General features: G+C 70.2%; 9 protein-coding genes and 1 tRNA gene. 1 reads left to right on the forward strand and 9 read right to left on the reverse strand.

Translation table 11 applies throughout. The annotated features are described in order from the left end of the window. Positions 1-65: 65 nt before the first annotated feature. From NP777_RS42155 to NP777_RS42185, 7 genes are all read right to left on the reverse strand, one after another. Entirely contained in the window at positions 66-584 is a 519-nt protein-coding gene (locus tag NP777_RS42155; RefSeq protein WP_256655484.1) for a CinA family protein, read from the reverse strand. Further along, positions 581-1,216, reverse strand: coding sequence for a CDP-diacylglycerol--glycerol-3-phosphate 3-phosphatidyltransferase (pgsA, locus tag NP777_RS42160; protein ID WP_256655485.1), 636 nt, complete (start codon positions 1,214-1,216; stop codon positions 581-583). Before pgsA ends, NP777_RS42155 begins: the two co-directional genes overlap by 4 nt. After that, positions 1,213-2,709, reverse strand: coding sequence for a 30S ribosomal protein S12 methylthiotransferase RimO (rimO, locus tag NP777_RS42165; protein WP_256655486.1), 1,497 nt, complete (start codon positions 2,707-2,709; stop codon positions 1,213-1,215). The genes pgsA and rimO overlap by 4 nt, the downstream gene beginning before the upstream one ends. Before the next feature lie 63 nt (positions 2,710-2,772). After that, complete coding sequence (locus NP777_RS42170) at positions 2,773-3,603, reverse strand: helix-turn-helix domain-containing protein (RefSeq protein WP_256655487.1); 831 nt, start codon at positions 3,601-3,603, stop codon at positions 2,773-2,775. Positions 3,604-3,792: 189 nt separating this feature from the next. Then, complete coding sequence (locus tag NP777_RS42175) at positions 3,793-6,630, reverse strand: DNA translocase FtsK (protein ID WP_256655488.1); 2,838 nt, start codon at positions 6,628-6,630, stop codon at positions 3,793-3,795. A 176-nt stretch (positions 6,631-6,806) separates the two neighbouring features. Continuing rightward, entirely contained in the window at positions 6,807-7,484 is a 678-nt protein-coding gene (locus tag NP777_RS42180) for a response regulator (protein WP_020868040.1), read from the reverse strand. A 274-nt stretch (positions 7,485-7,758) separates the two neighbouring features. Next, complete coding sequence (locus NP777_RS42185; RefSeq protein WP_256655489.1) at positions 7,759-13,308, reverse strand: HAMP domain-containing protein; 5,550 nt, start codon at positions 13,306-13,308, stop codon at positions 7,759-7,761. Between the two features lie 250 nt (positions 13,309-13,558). Between NP777_RS42185 and NP777_RS42190 the strand changes: the two genes are divergently transcribed. Beyond that, a complete protein-coding gene (locus NP777_RS42190) occupies positions 13,559-16,192 on the forward strand; it encodes a SpoIIE family protein phosphatase (RefSeq protein WP_256655490.1) in 2,634 nt (877 codons plus the stop codon). An 84-nt stretch (positions 16,193-16,276) separates the two neighbouring features. Here the strand turns inward: NP777_RS42190 and NP777_RS42195 are convergent. Together NP777_RS42195 and NP777_RS42200 are read right to left on the reverse strand one after the other, a co-directional pair. Continuing rightward, a tRNA-Thr gene (locus NP777_RS42195) sits at positions 16,277-16,349 on the reverse strand. A 60-nt stretch (positions 16,350-16,409) separates the two neighbouring features. Next, positions 16,410-17,108: a DegT/DnrJ/EryC1/StrS family aminotransferase gene (locus NP777_RS42200; RefSeq protein ID WP_256655491.1), complete on the reverse strand. Its 699-nt coding sequence runs from the start codon at positions 17,106-17,108 to the stop codon at positions 16,410-16,412. Positions 17,109-17,211 lie beyond the last annotated feature (103 nt).

A 17,211-nucleotide genomic window follows, 5' to 3' on the forward strand; every position in this document is an offset into this window, starting at 1 on the left:
CACCGTACCGCCTCCGGCTGCGCCCGTGCGGGGAGCGATGTCGTGTTCACTCAGGGCTGCAAACATCAAATCTCGTCGTGTTGTTCCGTATCCTTTGCCCCCGCCGTCGCGATCAATTCGCTGAACAGCAGCTTGACGGCGGCATGGACGGTCTGGCCGCGGATTCCGGCGCGGTCTCCTTCGAGCCTCAGCGCGGCCGCCGCCACCGCGCCCGAGGGTCCCGCGACGGCCACATGAACGGTGCCCACGGGCTGGCCGTCCTGGGGTGTGGGACCGGCCACACCGGTGGTGGCCACGCCCCAGTCCGCGCCCAGCGCACGCCGCACGCCCCGGGCCATCTGCCGGGCCACCTCGGCATCGACCGCGCCGCGCTCGGCCAGCAGGGCCCCGTCCACGCCCAGCACCTCGCGCTTGAGGTCGGTGGCGTACGCCGTCACCGAGCCCCGGAAGGCGCGGGAGGCTCCGTCCACCGAGGTCAGCTCGGCGGCCACCAGGCCGCCGGTGAGCGATTCGGCGGCGGCCAGGGTCTGCCCGCGCCGCTCCAGCAGCGCCAGCACATCGGCCGCCGTCCCGCCGTCGCTCACGGTGTGGCCTCCTCCGTCGTCCGTCCCGCCCGGCGCAGCACGATCGCCTGCCGGACGTAGTCGAGGCCGGTGACCACGGTCAGGACGACGGCCACGGCCATCACCCAGAACCGCAGCGAAGCCAGCGGTCCGGTCAGCGCCAGGATGTACATCCCGACGGCGGTGCCCTGCGCGAGCGTCTTCATCTTTCCGCCCCGGCTGGCCGGGATGACCCCGATCCGGATCACCCAGAACCGCATCAGTGTGATTCCGATCTCACGGAAGAGGATCACTCCCGTCACCCACCAGGGGAGATCGGACAGGGCCGACAGGCAGATCAGCGCCGCGCCCATGATCGCCTTGTCCGCGATCGGATCGGCGATCTTCCCGAAGTCGGTGACCAGGTTGTACCGGCGGGCCAGATGACCGTCGAAGAGATCGGTGATCATGGCGATGGCGAACGCCGCCCATGCGAAGGAGCGCCACGCCGGGTCGTACCCGCCATTGTGCAGCATCAACAACACAAACCCGGGCACGAGCAGCAGCCGCACCATGGTGAGGATGTTGGCGATGTTCCACAAACTGGCGGGCCCGACCGTGGCGGCGGCCGGTCGGTGGTGCCCCCCCGCGGCGGAGGCCGGGACACCCGTCATCTGTCCGCCTCTCCGGTGGACGCGCCGCCGCCCCGCCGCTCCAGCGGCTCAAGCGGCTCCGCGACGAGGTCCACTCCCTCCGTCGCGATCACCTTCGCTTCGACCATACGGCCCACCTCCGGCTCCCCGTCGGTGCGCAGCAGCGTCTGGCCATCGGTCTCCGGCGCCTGGTGGGCGCCACGGCCCAGGACCGCCCCGGTGTCGTCGATCTCCTCCACCAGGACCTCCACGACCTCGCCGAGCCGCTCCTCCGCCCGCTGGGCGGTCAGCTCCTCCGCGAGCCGCGAGACGCGCTCCAGGCGCTCCGCGACCACCTCCGGGTCGACCTTGTTCTCGTAACCGGCGGCCTCGGTGCCGTCCTCGTCCGAGTACCCGAAGACGCCGACCGCGTCCAGCCGCGCCGCATTGAGGAAGCGCTCCAGCTCGGCCAGGTCCTCCTCGGTCTCGCCGGGGAAGCCGACGATGAAGTTGGACCGGGCGCCGGCCTGCGGCGCCTTGCCTCTGATCGTCTCCAGCAGTTCCAGGAACCGGTCGGTGTCACCGAAGCGGCGCATGGCGCGCAGCACCCCGGGCGCCGAGTGCTGGAAGGACAGATCGAAGTACGGCGCGACCTTCTCGGTCGAGGTGAGCACGTCGATCAGCCCGGGGCGCATCTCGGCGGGCTGCAGATAGCTGACCCGGATCCGCTCGATGCCGTCCACCGCGGCCAGCTCCGGCAGCAGCGTCTCCAGCAGCCGGATGTCCCCGAGGTCCTTGCCGTACGAGGTGTTGTTCTCCGAGACCAGCATGATCTCCTTCACCCCCTGCTCGGCCAGCCAGCGGGTCTCGCCCAGCACATCGGAGGGGCGGCGGGAGATGAAGGAGCCGCGGAAGGACGGGATGGCGCAGAACGAGCAGCGCCGGTCGCAGCCGGAGGCCAGCTTCACCGAGGCGACCGGACTGGTGTCCAGTCTGCGCCGCAGCGGGGCCCGCGGCCCGGAGGCCGGGGCCACCCCCTCGGGCAGATCTTCGGGCGCGGTGTCCTGGGCGTGGCCGGGGAGCGCCACCGAGGTGGCGTCCTGGCGCTCGGCGGGGCTGATCGGCAGCAGCTTGCGGCGGTCGCGCGGGGTGTGGGAGGCGTGGATACCGCCGGAGAGGATGGTCTGGAGGCGGTCGGAGATATCGCCGTAGTCGTCGAAGCCGAGCACTCCGTCGGCCTCGGGCAGCGCCTCGGCGAGCTCCTTGCCGTACCGCTCGGCCATGCAGCCGACGGCGACCACGGCCTGGGTGCGGCCGTGGTCCTTCAGATCGTTCGCCTCCAGCAGGGCGTCGACCGAGTCCTTCTTGGCGGCCTCGACGAAGCCACAGGTGTTGACGACGGCGACGTCCGCGTCGGCGGCTTCCTCGACGAGCTCCCAGCCGTCCGCCGCCAAGCGGCCTGCGAGTTCCTCCGAGTCCACCTCGTTACGGGCGCAGCCAAGAGTGACGAGGGCGACGGTGCGGCGTTCGGGCATGGGCTCAGACTACTTTGTCCCCACGACAGCCCCCGCTGCCAGGGCTGCCGATCTTCGCGCGGCTCAGCCCGCCTCGGGGTCTCCCTTGGTGTAGCTCAGCCGCTGGACGGCCCCGCTGGTGCCCACGTTCTTCACTTCCTTGCCGTTCACGAACAGCTTGATCGCCCCGGCGTTGCCCAGCACCAGGTCGATGCGCCTGCTGTCGCTGAAGGTCTTGGAGTCGCCCTCGCGCAGCACGCCCTCCTCGATCAGCCGGCCGTTGTGGTCCTGGGCGGAGATCCAGCTCTGGCCGCCCTCGGCGGTCAGCTTGACAGTGACCTTGTCCGCCGGGACGCCCGCGATGGCGCTGTCGGACGGGTCGGGCTTGTGCGGGGTGGCGGGCTTGGAGGGGGCGGCGCTGTTGGTGGGCGCGGAGGCGCTGGGCTTGGGCGAGGCGGTGTCCTCGGCGACGCTCGAACCGTCGCCGTCACCGCCCCGGAACAGGGTGAAGCCCACGAATCCGACGACGGCGACGATCGCCGCGACCATCGCGGCCGTCCAGTTGGGGCGCCGGGGCTCGGGACGGATCCGCTCGGCCTCGAACAGCGGCGCCGGTGCGGTCGGCGCGGGCCGGCCGCCGTGCTCGGCGTCGAACTGCGCGATCAGGGACTCCGGATCGAGGCCCACGGCACGCGCGAGCACCCGGATGTGCCCCCGGGCGTAGACATCGCCGCCGCAGCGCGAGAAATCGTCCTGCTCGATGCCCCGCACGATGGGGGTGCGCACCCTGGTCGAGGAACTGACCTCGTCGACGGTCAGCCCCGCGGCGATACGGGCCTGCTGGAGGGCGCGACCGATGGAAGGCCGGTCGTCTTCGGGGGAGTTGCCGTCTTCGGGAAGGTTGCCGATGGACACGGGGGCGCCTTTCGAGCGTGAGCCACCTGCTGGGGGTTCAGTCTAGGGGTGGGGCGAAAGGGTCGGGCAAGCGGGAGGACGGAGTTTGTCCGCCATCGGGATTGCCGTTCGATCACGATTCTGGGGTCTCACTCCGCCACCTCCCTCAACTTGACGTTTCGGCAGGGGAAACGGTTGCCCGCCAAACCCTTATGAGTGAGCCTTACCGCGGATCACGTCGAGCACGCCATCCAATTCATCCGGCTTGACGAGCACATCGCGCGCCTTGGATCCCTCGCTCGGGCCGACGATGTTCCTGGACTCCATGAGATCCATCAGCCGACCCGCCTTGGCGAAACCCACCCGCAGCTTGCGCTGCAGCATCGACGTCGAGCCGAACTGAGTGGAAACCACCAGCTCAGCGGCCTGGCAGAGCAGATCGAGATCATCGCCGATCTCCTCGTCGATCTCCTTCTTCTTCGACGTCCCGACCGTCACGTCGTCGCGGAAGACCGGTGTCATCTGCGCCTTGCAGTGGGCGACGACCGCCTGGACCTCGGACTCGGTGACATAGGCGCCCTGCATCCGGGTGGGCTTGTTCGCGCCCATCGGCAGGAAGAGGCCGTCACCCTTGCCGATCAGCTTCTCGGCGCCGGGCTGGTCCAGGATGACGCGGCTGTCGGCCAGCGAGGAGGTGGCGAAGGCGAGTCGTGAGGGCACATTGGCCTTGATCAGACCGGTGACGACGTCCACGGAGGGCCGCTGGGTGGCCAGCACCAGGTGGATTCCGGCCGCACGCGCCAGCTGGGTGATCCGCACGATCGAGTCCTCGACGTCCCGCGGTGCGACCATCATCAAATCGGCCAGCTCGTCGACGATCACCAGCAGATACGGATAGGGCTTGAGCTCCCGCTCACTCCCCTCGGGCTCCTTCACCTTCCCCTTGCGGACCGCCGCGTTGAAGTCGTCGATATGGCGGAAGCCGAAGGCCGCGAGGTCGTCATAGCGAAGATCCATCTCCCGCACGACCCATTGGAGCGCCTCGGCGGCGCGCTTGGGGTTGGTGATGATCGGTGTGATCAGATGCGGAATGCCCTCGTACGCGGTCAGCTCCACCCGCTTGGGGTCGACCAGCACCATCCGCACATCGTCCGGCGTGGCACGGGCCATGATCGATGTGATCAGGCAGTTGATGCAGGACGACTTGCCGGAACCGGTCGCGCCCGCCACCAGCACATGCGGCATGGTGGCCAGGTTGGCCGCCACATAGCCGCCCTCGACGTCCTTGCCCAGCCCGACGATCATCGGGTGGTCGTCGCCGACGGAGTCCGCCGAGCGCAGCACATCTCCCAGGTTGACCATCTCGCGGTCACTGTTGGGGATTTCGATGCCGACGGCCGACTTGCCGGGGATCGGGCTGATGATACGAACATCGGGGCTGGCGACCGCGTAGGCGATGTTCTTCGTCAGCGCGGTGATCCGCTCGACCTTGACGGCCGGGCCGAGTTCCACCTCGTAGCGGGTGACCGTCGGGCCCCGGGTGAAGCCCGTGACGGCGGCGTCCACCTTGAACTCCGTGAACACCTTCGTCAGCGAGTCCACGACCGCGTCGTTGGCCGCGCTGCGCGTCTTACCGGGGCCGCCGCGCTCCAGCAGCTCGAGCGAGGGCAGCGAGTAGGTGATGTCGCCGGAGAGCTGGAGCTGCTCGGCGCGCGGCGGCAGCGGCTCGCCGGACTCGACCGTGGTCCGGGTGAGATCGGGAACCTGGGCCGAGTCCGCCTCGTCGGCTCCGTCCGTACGGCCCTTCCCGGCCGCCGCCCCGCCCTTGGCGCCGCCCTTCCCGGACTCCTTGTCGGCATCGCGTGCGCCCGGCACCCCGCCGCTCGCGGCTCCGTCCTCGCGCTCACCCGAAAGTCCGTTGCTGAGCCCGGCGACCAGCGGCGAGGGCTGCACACCGTGCAGCACGGCCCCGTCCAGCGAGGCGGCCGCGGCGGCCGCCACGTCCACCGCGTCCAGAGGCCGGTCGAGCGGCGGTTGGGTGGCCGACGAGCGGCGCGAACGCCGGCGCTTGCGCAGCGCCTCCTCCTCCTCGGCCCGCTCCGGGCCTCCGGCGCCGTCCGGGTCCTCCTTGGCGAGCGAGGTTCTGCGAGGCCGTCTGGCGGGCGTCTCGCGCCATTCGTCGGCGTACTCCGCCGCGTCGTACCCGGCCTCCGACGCGTACGCGTCCTCGTGGTCCCGCACCAGGCCGAGCCGGACGCCGAGCTGCCGCAGCCGATGCGGAATGGCGGCGACCGGCGTCGCGGTGACCACCAGCAGCCCGAAGACGGTGAGCAGCATCAGCAGCGGTACGGCCAGCACATCGCCCATCAGGTAGATCAGCGGCTGGGAGACGGCCCAGCCGATCAGACCGCCCGCGTCCTGCATCGCCTCGGCGCCCTGGCCGCGCCCCGGGGCGCCACAGGCGATGTGCACCTGCCCCAGGACGCCGACGACGAGCGCCGAGAGCCCGATGACGATCCGCCCGTTGGCCTCCGGCCGCTCCGGGTGGAAGATCAGCCGGACGGCGATGGTGCCCAGCAGTATCGGCACCACCAGGTCGAGCCGGCCGAAGGCACCGGTGATCAGCATCTCGACCAGCCCGCCGACCGGCCCGTCCAGATTGGACCAGGTGCCCGCCGCGACGATCAGGGCGAGGGCGAACAGCAGCAGCGCGCTGCCGTCCTTACGGTGGGCCGGGTCGAGCCCCTTGGCGCCGCGTCCTATGCCGCGGAACATCGCCGCGAGGCCGCGCGCCATACCCATCCACACCGCGCGCACGACGCGGAACACACCACTGGTGGGATTCGGGGCGGGTGCGGGAGCCGCCTTGGCCGCCGCCTTCTTCGCGGGCGCCTTCTTCGCGGGCGCGGCGGACTTCTTGGCGGGAGCCTTCTTCGCGGGCGCCTTCTTGGCGGCCGCCTTCTTCGCCGCGCCTCCGGACTGCCCGGCGCGCTTCTTCGAGGTGCCCGCCGTGCTCTGGGAACCCTTGCCGGACGTACGAGAGGCCATGGAGGCGAGGTTACCCGCGTCCGCCGTACGGAGCACGCATGGCGGGGGTATCGGGCACCACTGACGTCACGCCGGTGCCGCTGCGCCGACGAGGCGGTGAGACGGCCATGACGGCACGTCAAAGTGCGGGTGACCGGTCATCGATGACCGACCGGCGGTGACGGTGGGGCGGCGGGTCAGTTCTGCGAGGGGACCTGGCCGGCCCCGCTGCCCGCGCCCGGCTCCAGCGCGTCCAGCGCCCGCCGCAGACCGGTCAGCTTGCGCTCCAGATGGGCCGCGGTGGCCACGGCGGCGGCGTCGGCCGACTCGTCCAGCTGCTTGGACAGCGCCTCGGCCTGCTCCTCGACGGCGGCGAGCCGCGCGGACAGCTCGGCGAGCAGCCCCGCCGACTCCTTGGCCTCGCCGGCGGCGGGCTGGCCGCCCTCCAACTGCAGCCGCAGCAGCGACGCCTGCTCCCGCAGCTGACAGTTCTTCATGTACAGATCCACGAAGACCGAGACCTTGGCTCTGAGCACCCACGGGTCGAAGGGTTTGGAGATGTAGTCCACCGCGCCGGCCGCATAGCCCCGGAAGGTGTGGTGCGGGCCGTGGTTGATGGCCGTGAGGAAAATGATCGGGATGTCGCGGGTCCGCTCCCGGCGCTTGATGTGCGCCGCGGTCTCGAATCCGTCCATGCCCGGCATCTGGACGTCCAGCAGAATCACCGCGAAGTCGTCCGTCAGCAGCGCCTTGAGCGCTTCCTCCCCTGACGATGCCCGCACCAGGGTCTGATCGAGCGCGGAGAGAATGGCCTCCAGCGCCAGCAGATTCTCCGGCCGGTCATCGACCAGGAGGATCTTGGCCTTCTGCACCATGCCCCGTCCTCCTCGTCCCGGCTTGGGGTCTCCCCAGCTCGCAGAGCTGGGGGAAGCACCGGGCGCCGCCCCAGGGGACGGCTCCCTTGCGCCGCCCGTCCTTGTGCCGGTCATGGTAGCCGCACCCCGCTGTTCGCCACACCCTGTCACCGCGATGTCACTGTGCACGTAGCAGAAACGCGGTGGAAGACCAGAAGGTTCCCCGAATACCGCGTTCCCACACGTGTTCGGCGACACTCAGTCAACACCACGGCTGTCCCGCGCGTACCTCGGGTCACTCAACCGACATCCAGTGCTCCATCACCGTAAGGAGATGATCGGTGTCGACCGGCTTGGTGACGTAGTCCGACGCGCCCGCTTCGATGCTCTTCTCCCGGTCGCCCTTCATCGCCTTCGCGGTGAGGGCGATGATCGGCAACCCGGCGAACTGCGGCATCCTGCGGATCGCGGCCGTCGTGGCGTAGCCGTCCATCTCCGGCATCATAATGTCCATCAGGACCAGTACGACGTCGTCGTGCTGCTCCAGGACCTCGATGCCCTCCCGGCCGTTCTCCGCGTACAGCACCTGCAGCCCGTGCTGCTCCAGCACACTGGTCAGCGCGAAGACATTACGGATGTCGTCGTCGACGATCAACACCTTTTCGCCCTGGAAGCCGCCCACCGGCTCCGGGGCCACCAGGTCCTGGCCACCCAGCAGCCATGGCTCGGGGGCCTGCGACTGCCGTCCCGGGCGGCGGCCCGCCGACCGGGCGCCCGTCTCCGGCTCCGTCGGGGCCTGCTCCACGTCCGTCCGCGACGCCTCCTGCTCGGCCCGCTGGCGCCGCCGGAACAGCCCGGAGCCGCCCTGGCCGCGCGCCACCGAAGAGCCGTCGGAGGCGTCCTGTGCGGCCTCCTCCCGCTCCGCCCCGGCGCCGTTCTCCGCGGTCTCCTCCACGGCGCCGGGGAGCGCCAGCAGGCCCGGTGCGGAGCTGCTCGGGGCGAGCTGCGGGTAGCCCTGGGGCGGCAGCTCGCTGGGGTGCAGCGGCAGATAGAGCGTGAACGTCGAGCCGCGGCCCGGCTCGCTCGCCGCGTGGATCTCGCCGCCCAGCAGCCGGGCGATCTCCCGGCTGATGGACAGGCCGAGTCCGGTGCCGCCGTACTTACGGCTGGTGGTGCCGTCGGCCTGCTTGAACGCCTCGAAGATCACCCGCATCTTGCTCGCCGCGATGCCGATACCGGTGTCGGTCACCGAGAACGCGATCATCTCGGCGTCCGCGTCGCGCAGCGCGCCGTGCTCCAGCAACTGCTCCCGGATGGCGTTCGGCACATCCGCGCCCGCCGGCCGGATGACCAGCTCCACGGCGCCGCTGTCGGTGAACTTCACCGCGTTGGACAGCAGATTGCGCAGCACCTGCAGCAGCCGCTGCTCGTCGGTGTGCAGCGTCGCCGGGAGCTCCGGCGACACCCTTACGGAGAAGTCCAGGCCCTTCTCGGCGGTCAGTGGCCGGAAGGTGGCCTCCACATAGTCGACGAGCTGGACCAGGGCGATACGGGTCGGGCTGACGTCCATCTTGCCCGCCTCGACCTTCGACAGGTCCAGGATGTCGTTGATCAGCTGCAGCAGGTCCGAACCCGCGCCGTGGATGGTCTCGGCGAACTCCACCTGCTTCGGCGAGAGGTTGCCGTCGGCGTTGTCGGCGAGCAACTTGGCCAGGATCAGCAGCGAGTTGAGCGGCGTGCGCAGCTCGTGCGACATGTTCGCCAGGAACTCGCTCTTGTAGCGCATCGAGACGGCGAGCTGCTCGGCGCGCTCCTCCAGCACCTGCCGGGCTTCCTCGATCTCGGTGTTCTTGACCTCGATGTCGCGGTTCTGGCGGGCCAGCCGATCGGACTTCTCCTCCAGCTCCGCGTTGGACGCCTGGAGGGCCTTCTGCCGGTTCTCCAGCTCGGCCGACCGCTCCCGCAGCTGCTCGGTCAGCTCCTGCGACTGCTTCAGCAGCACCTCGGTCTTGGTGTTGACGCTGATGGTGTTGACGCTGGTGCCGATCATCTCGGCGATCTGGTTGAGGAAGTCCTTCTGGATCTGGGCGAAGGGCTGGAACGAGGCCAGCTCGATCACGCCCAGCAGCTGCCCCTCGAAGAGCACCGGCAACACGATCACATGGGCCGGAGCCGCCTCACCGAGCCCGGAGGCGATCTTGAGGTAGCCCGGTGGCACGTTCTCCACCAGGATCGGCCGCTTCTCCTCGGCGACCGTGCCGATCAGCGTCTCACCGGGCTTGAAGCGCGTGGGCATCGAGCCCTGGGTGTAGCCGTAGGAACCGACCAGCAGCAGTTCGTAGCCGTCGTCGGAGGTGCTGTCCGCGACCACGTCGGTGCCCTCGCCTGGCGGTACGGCCAGGAAGAACGCGCCGTGCTGGGCGGAGACCACCGGGGTCAGCTCGCTCATGATCAGCCGGGCGACGTCCTCCAGGTCGCGACGGCCCTGCATCAGACCGGAGATCCGGGCCAGGTTGCCCTTGAGCCAGTCCTGCTCCTTGTTGGCGAGCGTGGTCTCACGAAGGTTGGCGATCATGGTGTTGATGTGGTCCTGGAGGACCTGGATCTCGCCGGAGGCGTCCACGTCGATCTTGAGGTTGAGATCGCCACGGGTCACCGCGGTGGCCACCTCGGCGATGGCGCGCACCTGTCGGGTCAGGTTCCCGGCCATCTCGTTCACCGACTCGGTCAGGTCCTTCCAGGTGCCGGCCACGTCCCGCACCCGCGCCTGGCCGCCCAGCTGGCCCTCGGTGCCCACCTCACGGGCCACCCGGGTCACCTGGTCGGCGAACGAGGAGAGCTGGTCCACCATCGTGTTGATGGTCGTCTTCAGCTCGAGGATCTCGCCCCGTGCCTCGATGTCGATCTTCTTGGTCAGATCACCCTGGGCGATGGCCGTGGTGACCATCGCGATGTTGCGGACCTGGCCGGTCAGGTTGGACGCCATCGAGTTCACGGACTCGGTGAGGTCCTTCCACGTCCCCGAGACGCCGGGCACCCGGGCCTGTCCGCCCAGGATGCCGTCCGTACCCACCTCTCGGGCCACGCGGGTGACCTCGTCCGCGAACGAGGACAGCGTCGTCACCATCGTGTTGACGGTGTCGGCCAGCGCCGCGACCTCGCCGCGCGCCTCGACCGTCACCTTCTTCGTCAGATCGCCGTTGGCGACCGCGGCCGAAACCTGCGAGATGTTCCGCACCTGGATGGTCAGGTTGTTGGCCATCAGGTTGACGTTGTTGCTCAGGTCCTTCCAGATACCGGTCACGCCCGGCACCCGCGCCTGACCGCCCAACTGCCCCTCGGTACCCACCTCACGGGCCACCCGGGTGACCTGCTCGGCGAACGACGACAGCTGATCCACCATCGTGTTCACCGTGGTGACCAGCTCGAGGATCTCGCCCTTGGCATCGACGGTGATCTTCTTCGACAGATCGCCCTTGGCGACCGCCGTCGTCACCTCCGCGATCGAACGCACCTGGGACGTCAGGTTGTTGGCCATGCTGTTGACGGACTGGGTGAGGTCCTTCCACGTCCCGGAGACGCCCTGCACCTCGGCCTGGCCGCCCAACTGGCCCTCGGTGCCCACCTCACGGGCGACCCTGGTGACCTCCTCCGCGAAGGACGACAGCTGGTCGACCATCGTGTTCAGAGTGTTCTTCAGCTCAAGGATCTCGCCGCGCGCATCGACGTCGATCTTCTGCGACAGATCACCGCGCGCCACCGCCGTGGCCACCTGCGCGATATTCCGCACCTGGGCGGTCAGGTTGCCCGCCATGCCGTTCACCGAGTCGGTCAGATCCCGCCAGACGCCCGCCACACCGGGCACCTGCGCCTGACCGCCCAGCCGGCCGTCCGTACCCACCTCGCGGGCGACCCGGGTCACCTGCTCGGCGAAGTCGGAGAGCTGGTCGACCATCGTGTTGATGGTGTTCTTCAGCTCCAGGATCTCGCCGCGCGCGTCCACCTCGATCTTCTGCGACAGATCGCCGCGCGCGACCGCCGTCGTCACCTGGGCGATACCGCGCACCTGCGCCGTAAGGTTCCCGGCCATGGAGTTCACGGAGTCGGTCAGGTCGGCCCAGACGCCGCTGACCCCGTCCACCCGGGCCTGACCGCCCAGCCGGCCCTCGGTGCCCACGTCCCGCGCCATCCTGGTGACCTGGTCGGCGAACGAGGACAGCTGGTCCACCATGGTGTTCACGGTGTTCTTCAGCTTGAGCATCTCACCGGAGACGTCGACGGTGACCTTCTGTGACAGGTCGCCGTTCGCCACCGCCGTCGTCACCTGGGCGATGTTGCGCACCTGTCCGGTGAGGTTCCGGAAGGCGGTGTTCACCGAGTCGGTGAGGTCCTTCCAGGTACCGGCGGCGCCCGGCACCTGCGCCTGACCGCCCAGCTCACCCTCGACACCGATCTCCCGGGCGACCCGCGTCACCTCGGCGCCGAACGACTGCAGCTGGTCCACCATCGTGTTGACGGTGTTCTTCAGCTCCAGCATCTCACCGGCCACATCGACGGTGACCTTCTGCGACAGATCGCCGTTCGCCACCGCCGTCGTCACCTGGGCGATGTCCCGCACCTGCGCGGTGAGGTTCCGGAACGCGGTGTTCACCGAGTCGGTGAGGTCCTTCCACGTACCCGCCGCACCCGGCACCTGCGCCTGACCGCCCAGCAGCCCCTCGGCGCCGACCTCGCTGGCCACCCGCGTGACCTCGTCCGCGAAGGTGCGCAGCGTCTCCGTCATGGTGTTGATCGTGTCGGCCAGCTGCGCGACCTCGCCGCGTGCGCTCACCGTCACCTTCTGCGACAGATCACCGTTGGCGACCGCCGTGGTGACCTGGGCGATCCCGCGCACCTGCGCGGTCAGGTTCCCGGCCATGAGGTTGACGGAGTCGGTGAGGTCCTTCCAGACGCCCGCCACGCCCGGCACCTTCGCCTGGCCGCCGAGCTCGCCCTCGGTGCCCACCTCACGGGCGACCCTGGTCACCTCGGAGGCGAAGGAGGAGAGCTGGTCCACCATCGTGTTGACGGTTTCCTTCAGCTCGAGCATCTCCCCGGACACATGAACCGTGACCTTCCGGGACAGATCACCCTTGGCCACCGCCGTGGTCACGAGAGCGATGTCACGCACCTGAGCGGTGAGCCGGGAGGCCATCGTGTTGACGGACTCCGTGAGGTCCTTCCACGAACCCGACATTCCGCGCACCCGGGCCTGACCGCCCAGCTTGCCCTCGGTGCCGACCTCGCTCGCGACCCGCGTCACCTCGTCGGTGAACGCCGAGAGCTGATCCACCAGGCCGTTGACCGTGCGGCCCACTTTCAGGAACTCGCCCCGCAGGGGATGCGCCGACCCGTCGGAGCCCTGCGCCCGCAGGTCCATGCGCTGCTCCAGGTCGCCCTCGGCGACCGCCGACAGCACCCGGCCCACCTCGGACACCGGCCGTACGAGATCGTCCACCAGGGCGTTGGACGCGTCAATGGCCGCGGCCCACTGCCCCTCACAGGCGCCGGTCTCCAGCCGCTCGGTGAGCTTGCCCTCGCGGCCGACCACCCGCCGCACCCGGGTCAGCTCGCCCGTGAGCTGCAGATTGCGGTCCGCGACCTCGTTGAACACCGCGGCGATCTCGGACATCACGCCCTCGCCCGAGACCGTGAGCCGCTTGCGGAAGTTCCCGTCCCGCATGGCCGTCATCGCGGTCAGCAGCCGGTTCAGGGCCGCCGTCTCCACTTCAGTCGTCCCATTGCTCCGGGACCGTCCGCCTTTCGCGCGCGTATTCGTGCCCCGCGCCGCTGCGCCAGACTCCACCGTGTCCCTCCCGCAGGGTTGACCGTCCTCGTCGGGTTCTTCTTCCAGCTTCCCCAGTGTTTCACCATGCCCCAACCAGGCCATAACAGTTCGGCAGCATCCCACACCGCCGAGGGCACCTCCGGGTGGATTCAGGACCGACCGGCATTCGCGACGGCATCGGTGGTAAGTAACCTGGCAACCGGCCAGGGCATCGGAGGGGCGCTGCGACATGGGTGAGCAGTTCGCCGAGACACTTATGAGGAGACCTGTGATCACCGCGCGGGCAGCCGCCACCTTCGAGCCGGTCGGACGCTCGGTCGCCGCCGCCCGCGCCTTTGTCCGGGACACCCTCCAGGGGTGGGGACTCACCGACATCGTCGACGACGCCGTCGTCCTGACCAGCGAACTCGTCACCAACGCGGTGGTGCACGCCGGTACCACCGCCGATGTGGTCTGCATCCGCGCCGACACCGGCGTGCGCGTCGAGGTCGCCGACCGCTACCCCGAGCGCGAGGTCCCGCTGCAGAGCAATGGCGGCCACCACTTCGGCCACCCCGACCGCGAGGGCGGCCGCGGTCTGCTGCTGTGCGCCGCGCTCGCCGCCCGCTGGGGCGTCGAGTACACCGCGACCCACAAGCAGGTCTGGTTCCAGCTCGACTTCCCCGACCGCCCGGCCGGCACCCGGGCCGCCGGGCCCGCCCTGCCCTCCAGCGCCCTGCCCATCGCCGACTCCCGGGTCCGGGTCGGCGTGGTCCAGGTCGACAGCGGCGGACTGATCAGCGCCTGGAACGACGACGCCCAGGAACTGTTCGGTTACCACCCGGAACAGATCATCGGCAAGCCGCTGACCGACCTCGCCGCCTGGCCGCACACCCCCGGCACCGGCACCGGCGTCGCCGAGGCGCTCCTGCTCTCCCGCTGGGAGGGCTCGTACGGCATCCGCGGCGCCGACGGCCGGGTCTCCCCCGTCTACGCCTCCCACCTGCGCATCCGCGATGCCGAGGGCGAGCCGTCCACCGTCTGTCTGCTGGTGCGCGACCGCGAGCGCGCGGTGCTCCAGAGCCCGATGCGCGGTGCGAACGTGGACACCGCCGAAACCGCCGAGCGGGGCCCGGCCACCGACGCCTTCGAGGTCTTCATCGGCTCCCCTGCCCCCGACGACCTCGACGGACTGCTCCAGCGCACCGTCGAACGGGCCCGCGACATGCTCGACGGCGACGCCGCCTATCTGCTGCTCGCCACCGACGACGAGACCGAACTGGAGGTCCGCGCCTCCACCGGGCTGCCCTCCGCCCGCCAGCGCTTCGCCCGCGTCCCCGTCGAAGCGGGCACCGGGCGCTACGGCTCGGCCCGGATGCCCGCCGTCCACGAGGACCTGTCCGCGGTGCCCGGCGCGGTTCCGCTGCTGGTGAACACGGGGATGCGCTCCGTGGTCACGGTCCCGCTGAAGGTCGAGGGCCGGCTCACCGGCTCGCTCGGCGTCGCCGCCGAGTCCCCCGCCCGCTACAGCAACGAAGAGGCCCTGCGGCTGCAGTTCGCCGCCGACCGCATCGCCCTCGCCGTCGAGCGGGCCCGCCTCACCGAGCTCGAGCGGCTGCGCCGCGGCTCCCTGTCCTTCCTCGTCGAGGCGTCCGACCTCCTCGCGGGCACGCTGGACCGCGATCAGACGCTGGCGCTCATGGCCCAGATGACGGTGCCCACGCTGGCCAGTTGGTGCGCCGTCTATACGGTCGCCGACCAGGTGTCCGATCCCGAGCTGTCGTACGTTCTGCATGAGGACGAGGACCGCATCGACGGGCTCAAGGCCCTGCTGATGAAGATCGACCCACCGGAGCAGGTCCCCACCGGCGGCGCCCGCAGCTGGTCCGGCCCCTACGACGCGGCCCACGCCGCCGCCCTGCGCACCTCGCTGCGCAGCCTCAGCCTCGGCGACTCCGCCCGCCCCTCCTCCGGCCCCGGCGCCTCGCTCGCGACCGCCTCCGCGGTCGGCGGGGAGACGGTCGTGCTGCCCCTGGTGGCCCGCAACCGCGTCATCGGCATGCTCATCCTCGGCAAGCCCACCGACGAGCACTTCCGCCAGGAGAACCTGGAGCTGGCCGAGGACCTCTCCCGCCGGGCCGCGCTCGCGCTGGACAACGCGCGGCTCTACTCGGAGCGCACCGCCATCAGCCAGTCCCTGCAGCGCAGTCTGCTGCCGCCCGAGCAGCCCGAGGTCCCCGGAGTCGAGGTCGAGGTCATCTACCGCGCGGCGGGCGAGGGCAACGAGGTCGGCGGCGACTTCTACGACCTCTTCCCGATCCGCGACGGGGCGTACGGCTTCGCCATCGGTGACGTCTGCGGCACCGGACCGGAGGCCGCCGCGGTCACCGGACTCGCCCGGCACGCCCTGCGGCTGCTCGCCCGCGAGGGATTCGGCGGCCCGGCGGTCCTGGAGCGGCTCAACGCGGCGATCCTCGACGAGGGCGCCCGCAGCCGCTTCCTGACCCTCCTCTACGGCGAGTTGTGGCCGCAGCACGACGGCAGCGCGGTGCTCAAGGTCGTCTGCGCCGGACACCCGCTGCCGCTCCGGCTGCGCCAGGACGGCAGTGTGGAGGCGGCGGCCGAGCCCCAGCCGCTGCTCGGCGTCATGGAGGACCTCGAGCTGTACGAGCAGACGGTGACGCTCGACCCGGGCGATGTGCTGCTGTGCGTCACGGACGGCGTGACGGAGCGACGCGAGGGCACCAGGATGCTCGGCGACGACGGCCTGCTCGACGTCCTCACGACCTGCACCGGCCTTACGGCGGGCGCGGTGGCCGCCCGGGTGCTGCGGGCGGTCGAGCGCTTCGCCGCGGAGCCGCCGTCCGACGACATGGCGATCCTGGCGATGCGCGTCCCGGAGCCCGAGCCCGCGGACGCCTGAGTCGGCCGGGCGGGCCGGGGGCGCCCCCGGCGGAGTCTGAACATGACGAAGGCCCCCGCCACTTGGCGGGGGCCTTCGCAGGAGAGCCCCAATACGGAATCGAACCGTAGACCTTCTCCTTACCATGGAGACGCTCTGCCGACTGAGCTATTGGGGCGCGTCGACGAGATCGATCATACCCGAACTCGAGTGCGCTCCCGACCACCCGCCCCGTGGCTCAGGCGGCTGACTGCAGCAGCCCGCCCAGCGCGTTGCAGGCCGAGACCACGCGCTGCAACTCCCGCCGCGACATGGTCGGGTCCACGGGCAGCGCCAGGCACTCATCGGCCGCGCGCTCGGTCTCCGCGAGCCACAGATCGCGCCGGAAGCGCGCGGTGCGGTGCGCGGGCGTCTGTACGGGCACATGGCATACGACGCCGCGAGAACGCAGCGTACGGGCGAACGCGTCCCGGTCCGGCCGGCCGTTGCCGGGGACCCGGACGACGTATTGCTGGTAGGTGTGTTCGACGCCGGGGGCGACCGGCGGCGTGAGGACGCCACGCAGCTTTCCGTCCAGATAAGCCGCGTTGGCCTGCCGCCGCAGTATCTCCCCGGCGGGCTCGCTGACAGCCCCGTATCCGATCACCAGCACGCCGTGCCGCTGGCCGAGCTCGGTGAGGGCCGCCATATCGGCGGGATGTCCGAAGGTGTGAATGGCCACGATGGCCGCGGTCCTGGGCGTCAGCGCCTCGGCCACCGCGGCCGGGTCTATGCAGTAGGTATGGGCGTCGATGTCCACGAACACCGGCCTGGCACCGGCCAGCAGCACCGCTTCCGCGGCTTCGGGAGTGCCGTAGGACGGCACGATGACCTCGTCGCCCGGTCGCACACGCGCCCGGGTCAACTCATGCAGCAGCTCATCCGTAGGTGTCCCCATGAGCGGCATCGTGCCCAGACAACATGAACACCGAGTGGCTCGCAACACAACAAGAGAAGAGCCCTGCCGGTGACCGAAGTCCCGACAGGGCTCTCTACAAAAT

Origin of the sequence: Streptomyces rugosispiralis, from assembly GCF_024505145.1 — a bacterium.
Classification (GTDB): Bacteria; Actinomycetota; Actinomycetes; order Streptomycetales; family Streptomycetaceae; genus Streptomyces; species Streptomyces rugosispiralis.

Coding starts and splice junctions, on each gene's coding strand:
- pgsA (WP_256655485.1), bottom strand. CDS start 1,216: ATGACGGGTGTCCCGGCCTCCGCCGCGGGGGGGCACCACCGACCGGCC.
- rimO (WP_256655486.1), bottom strand. CDS start 2,709: ATGCCCGAACGCCGCACCGTCGCCCTCGTCACTCTTGGCTGCGCCCGT.
- NP777_RS42175 (WP_256655488.1), bottom strand. CDS start 6,630: ATGGCCTCTCGTACGTCCGGCAAGGGTTCCCAGAGCACGGCGGGCACC.
- NP777_RS42180 (WP_020868040.1), bottom strand. CDS start 7,484: ATGGTGCAGAAGGCCAAGATCCTCCTGGTCGATGACCGGCCGGAGAAT.
- NP777_RS42200 (WP_256655491.1), bottom strand. CDS start 17,108: ATGGGGACACCTACGGATGAGCTGCTGCATGAGTTGACCCGGGCGCGT.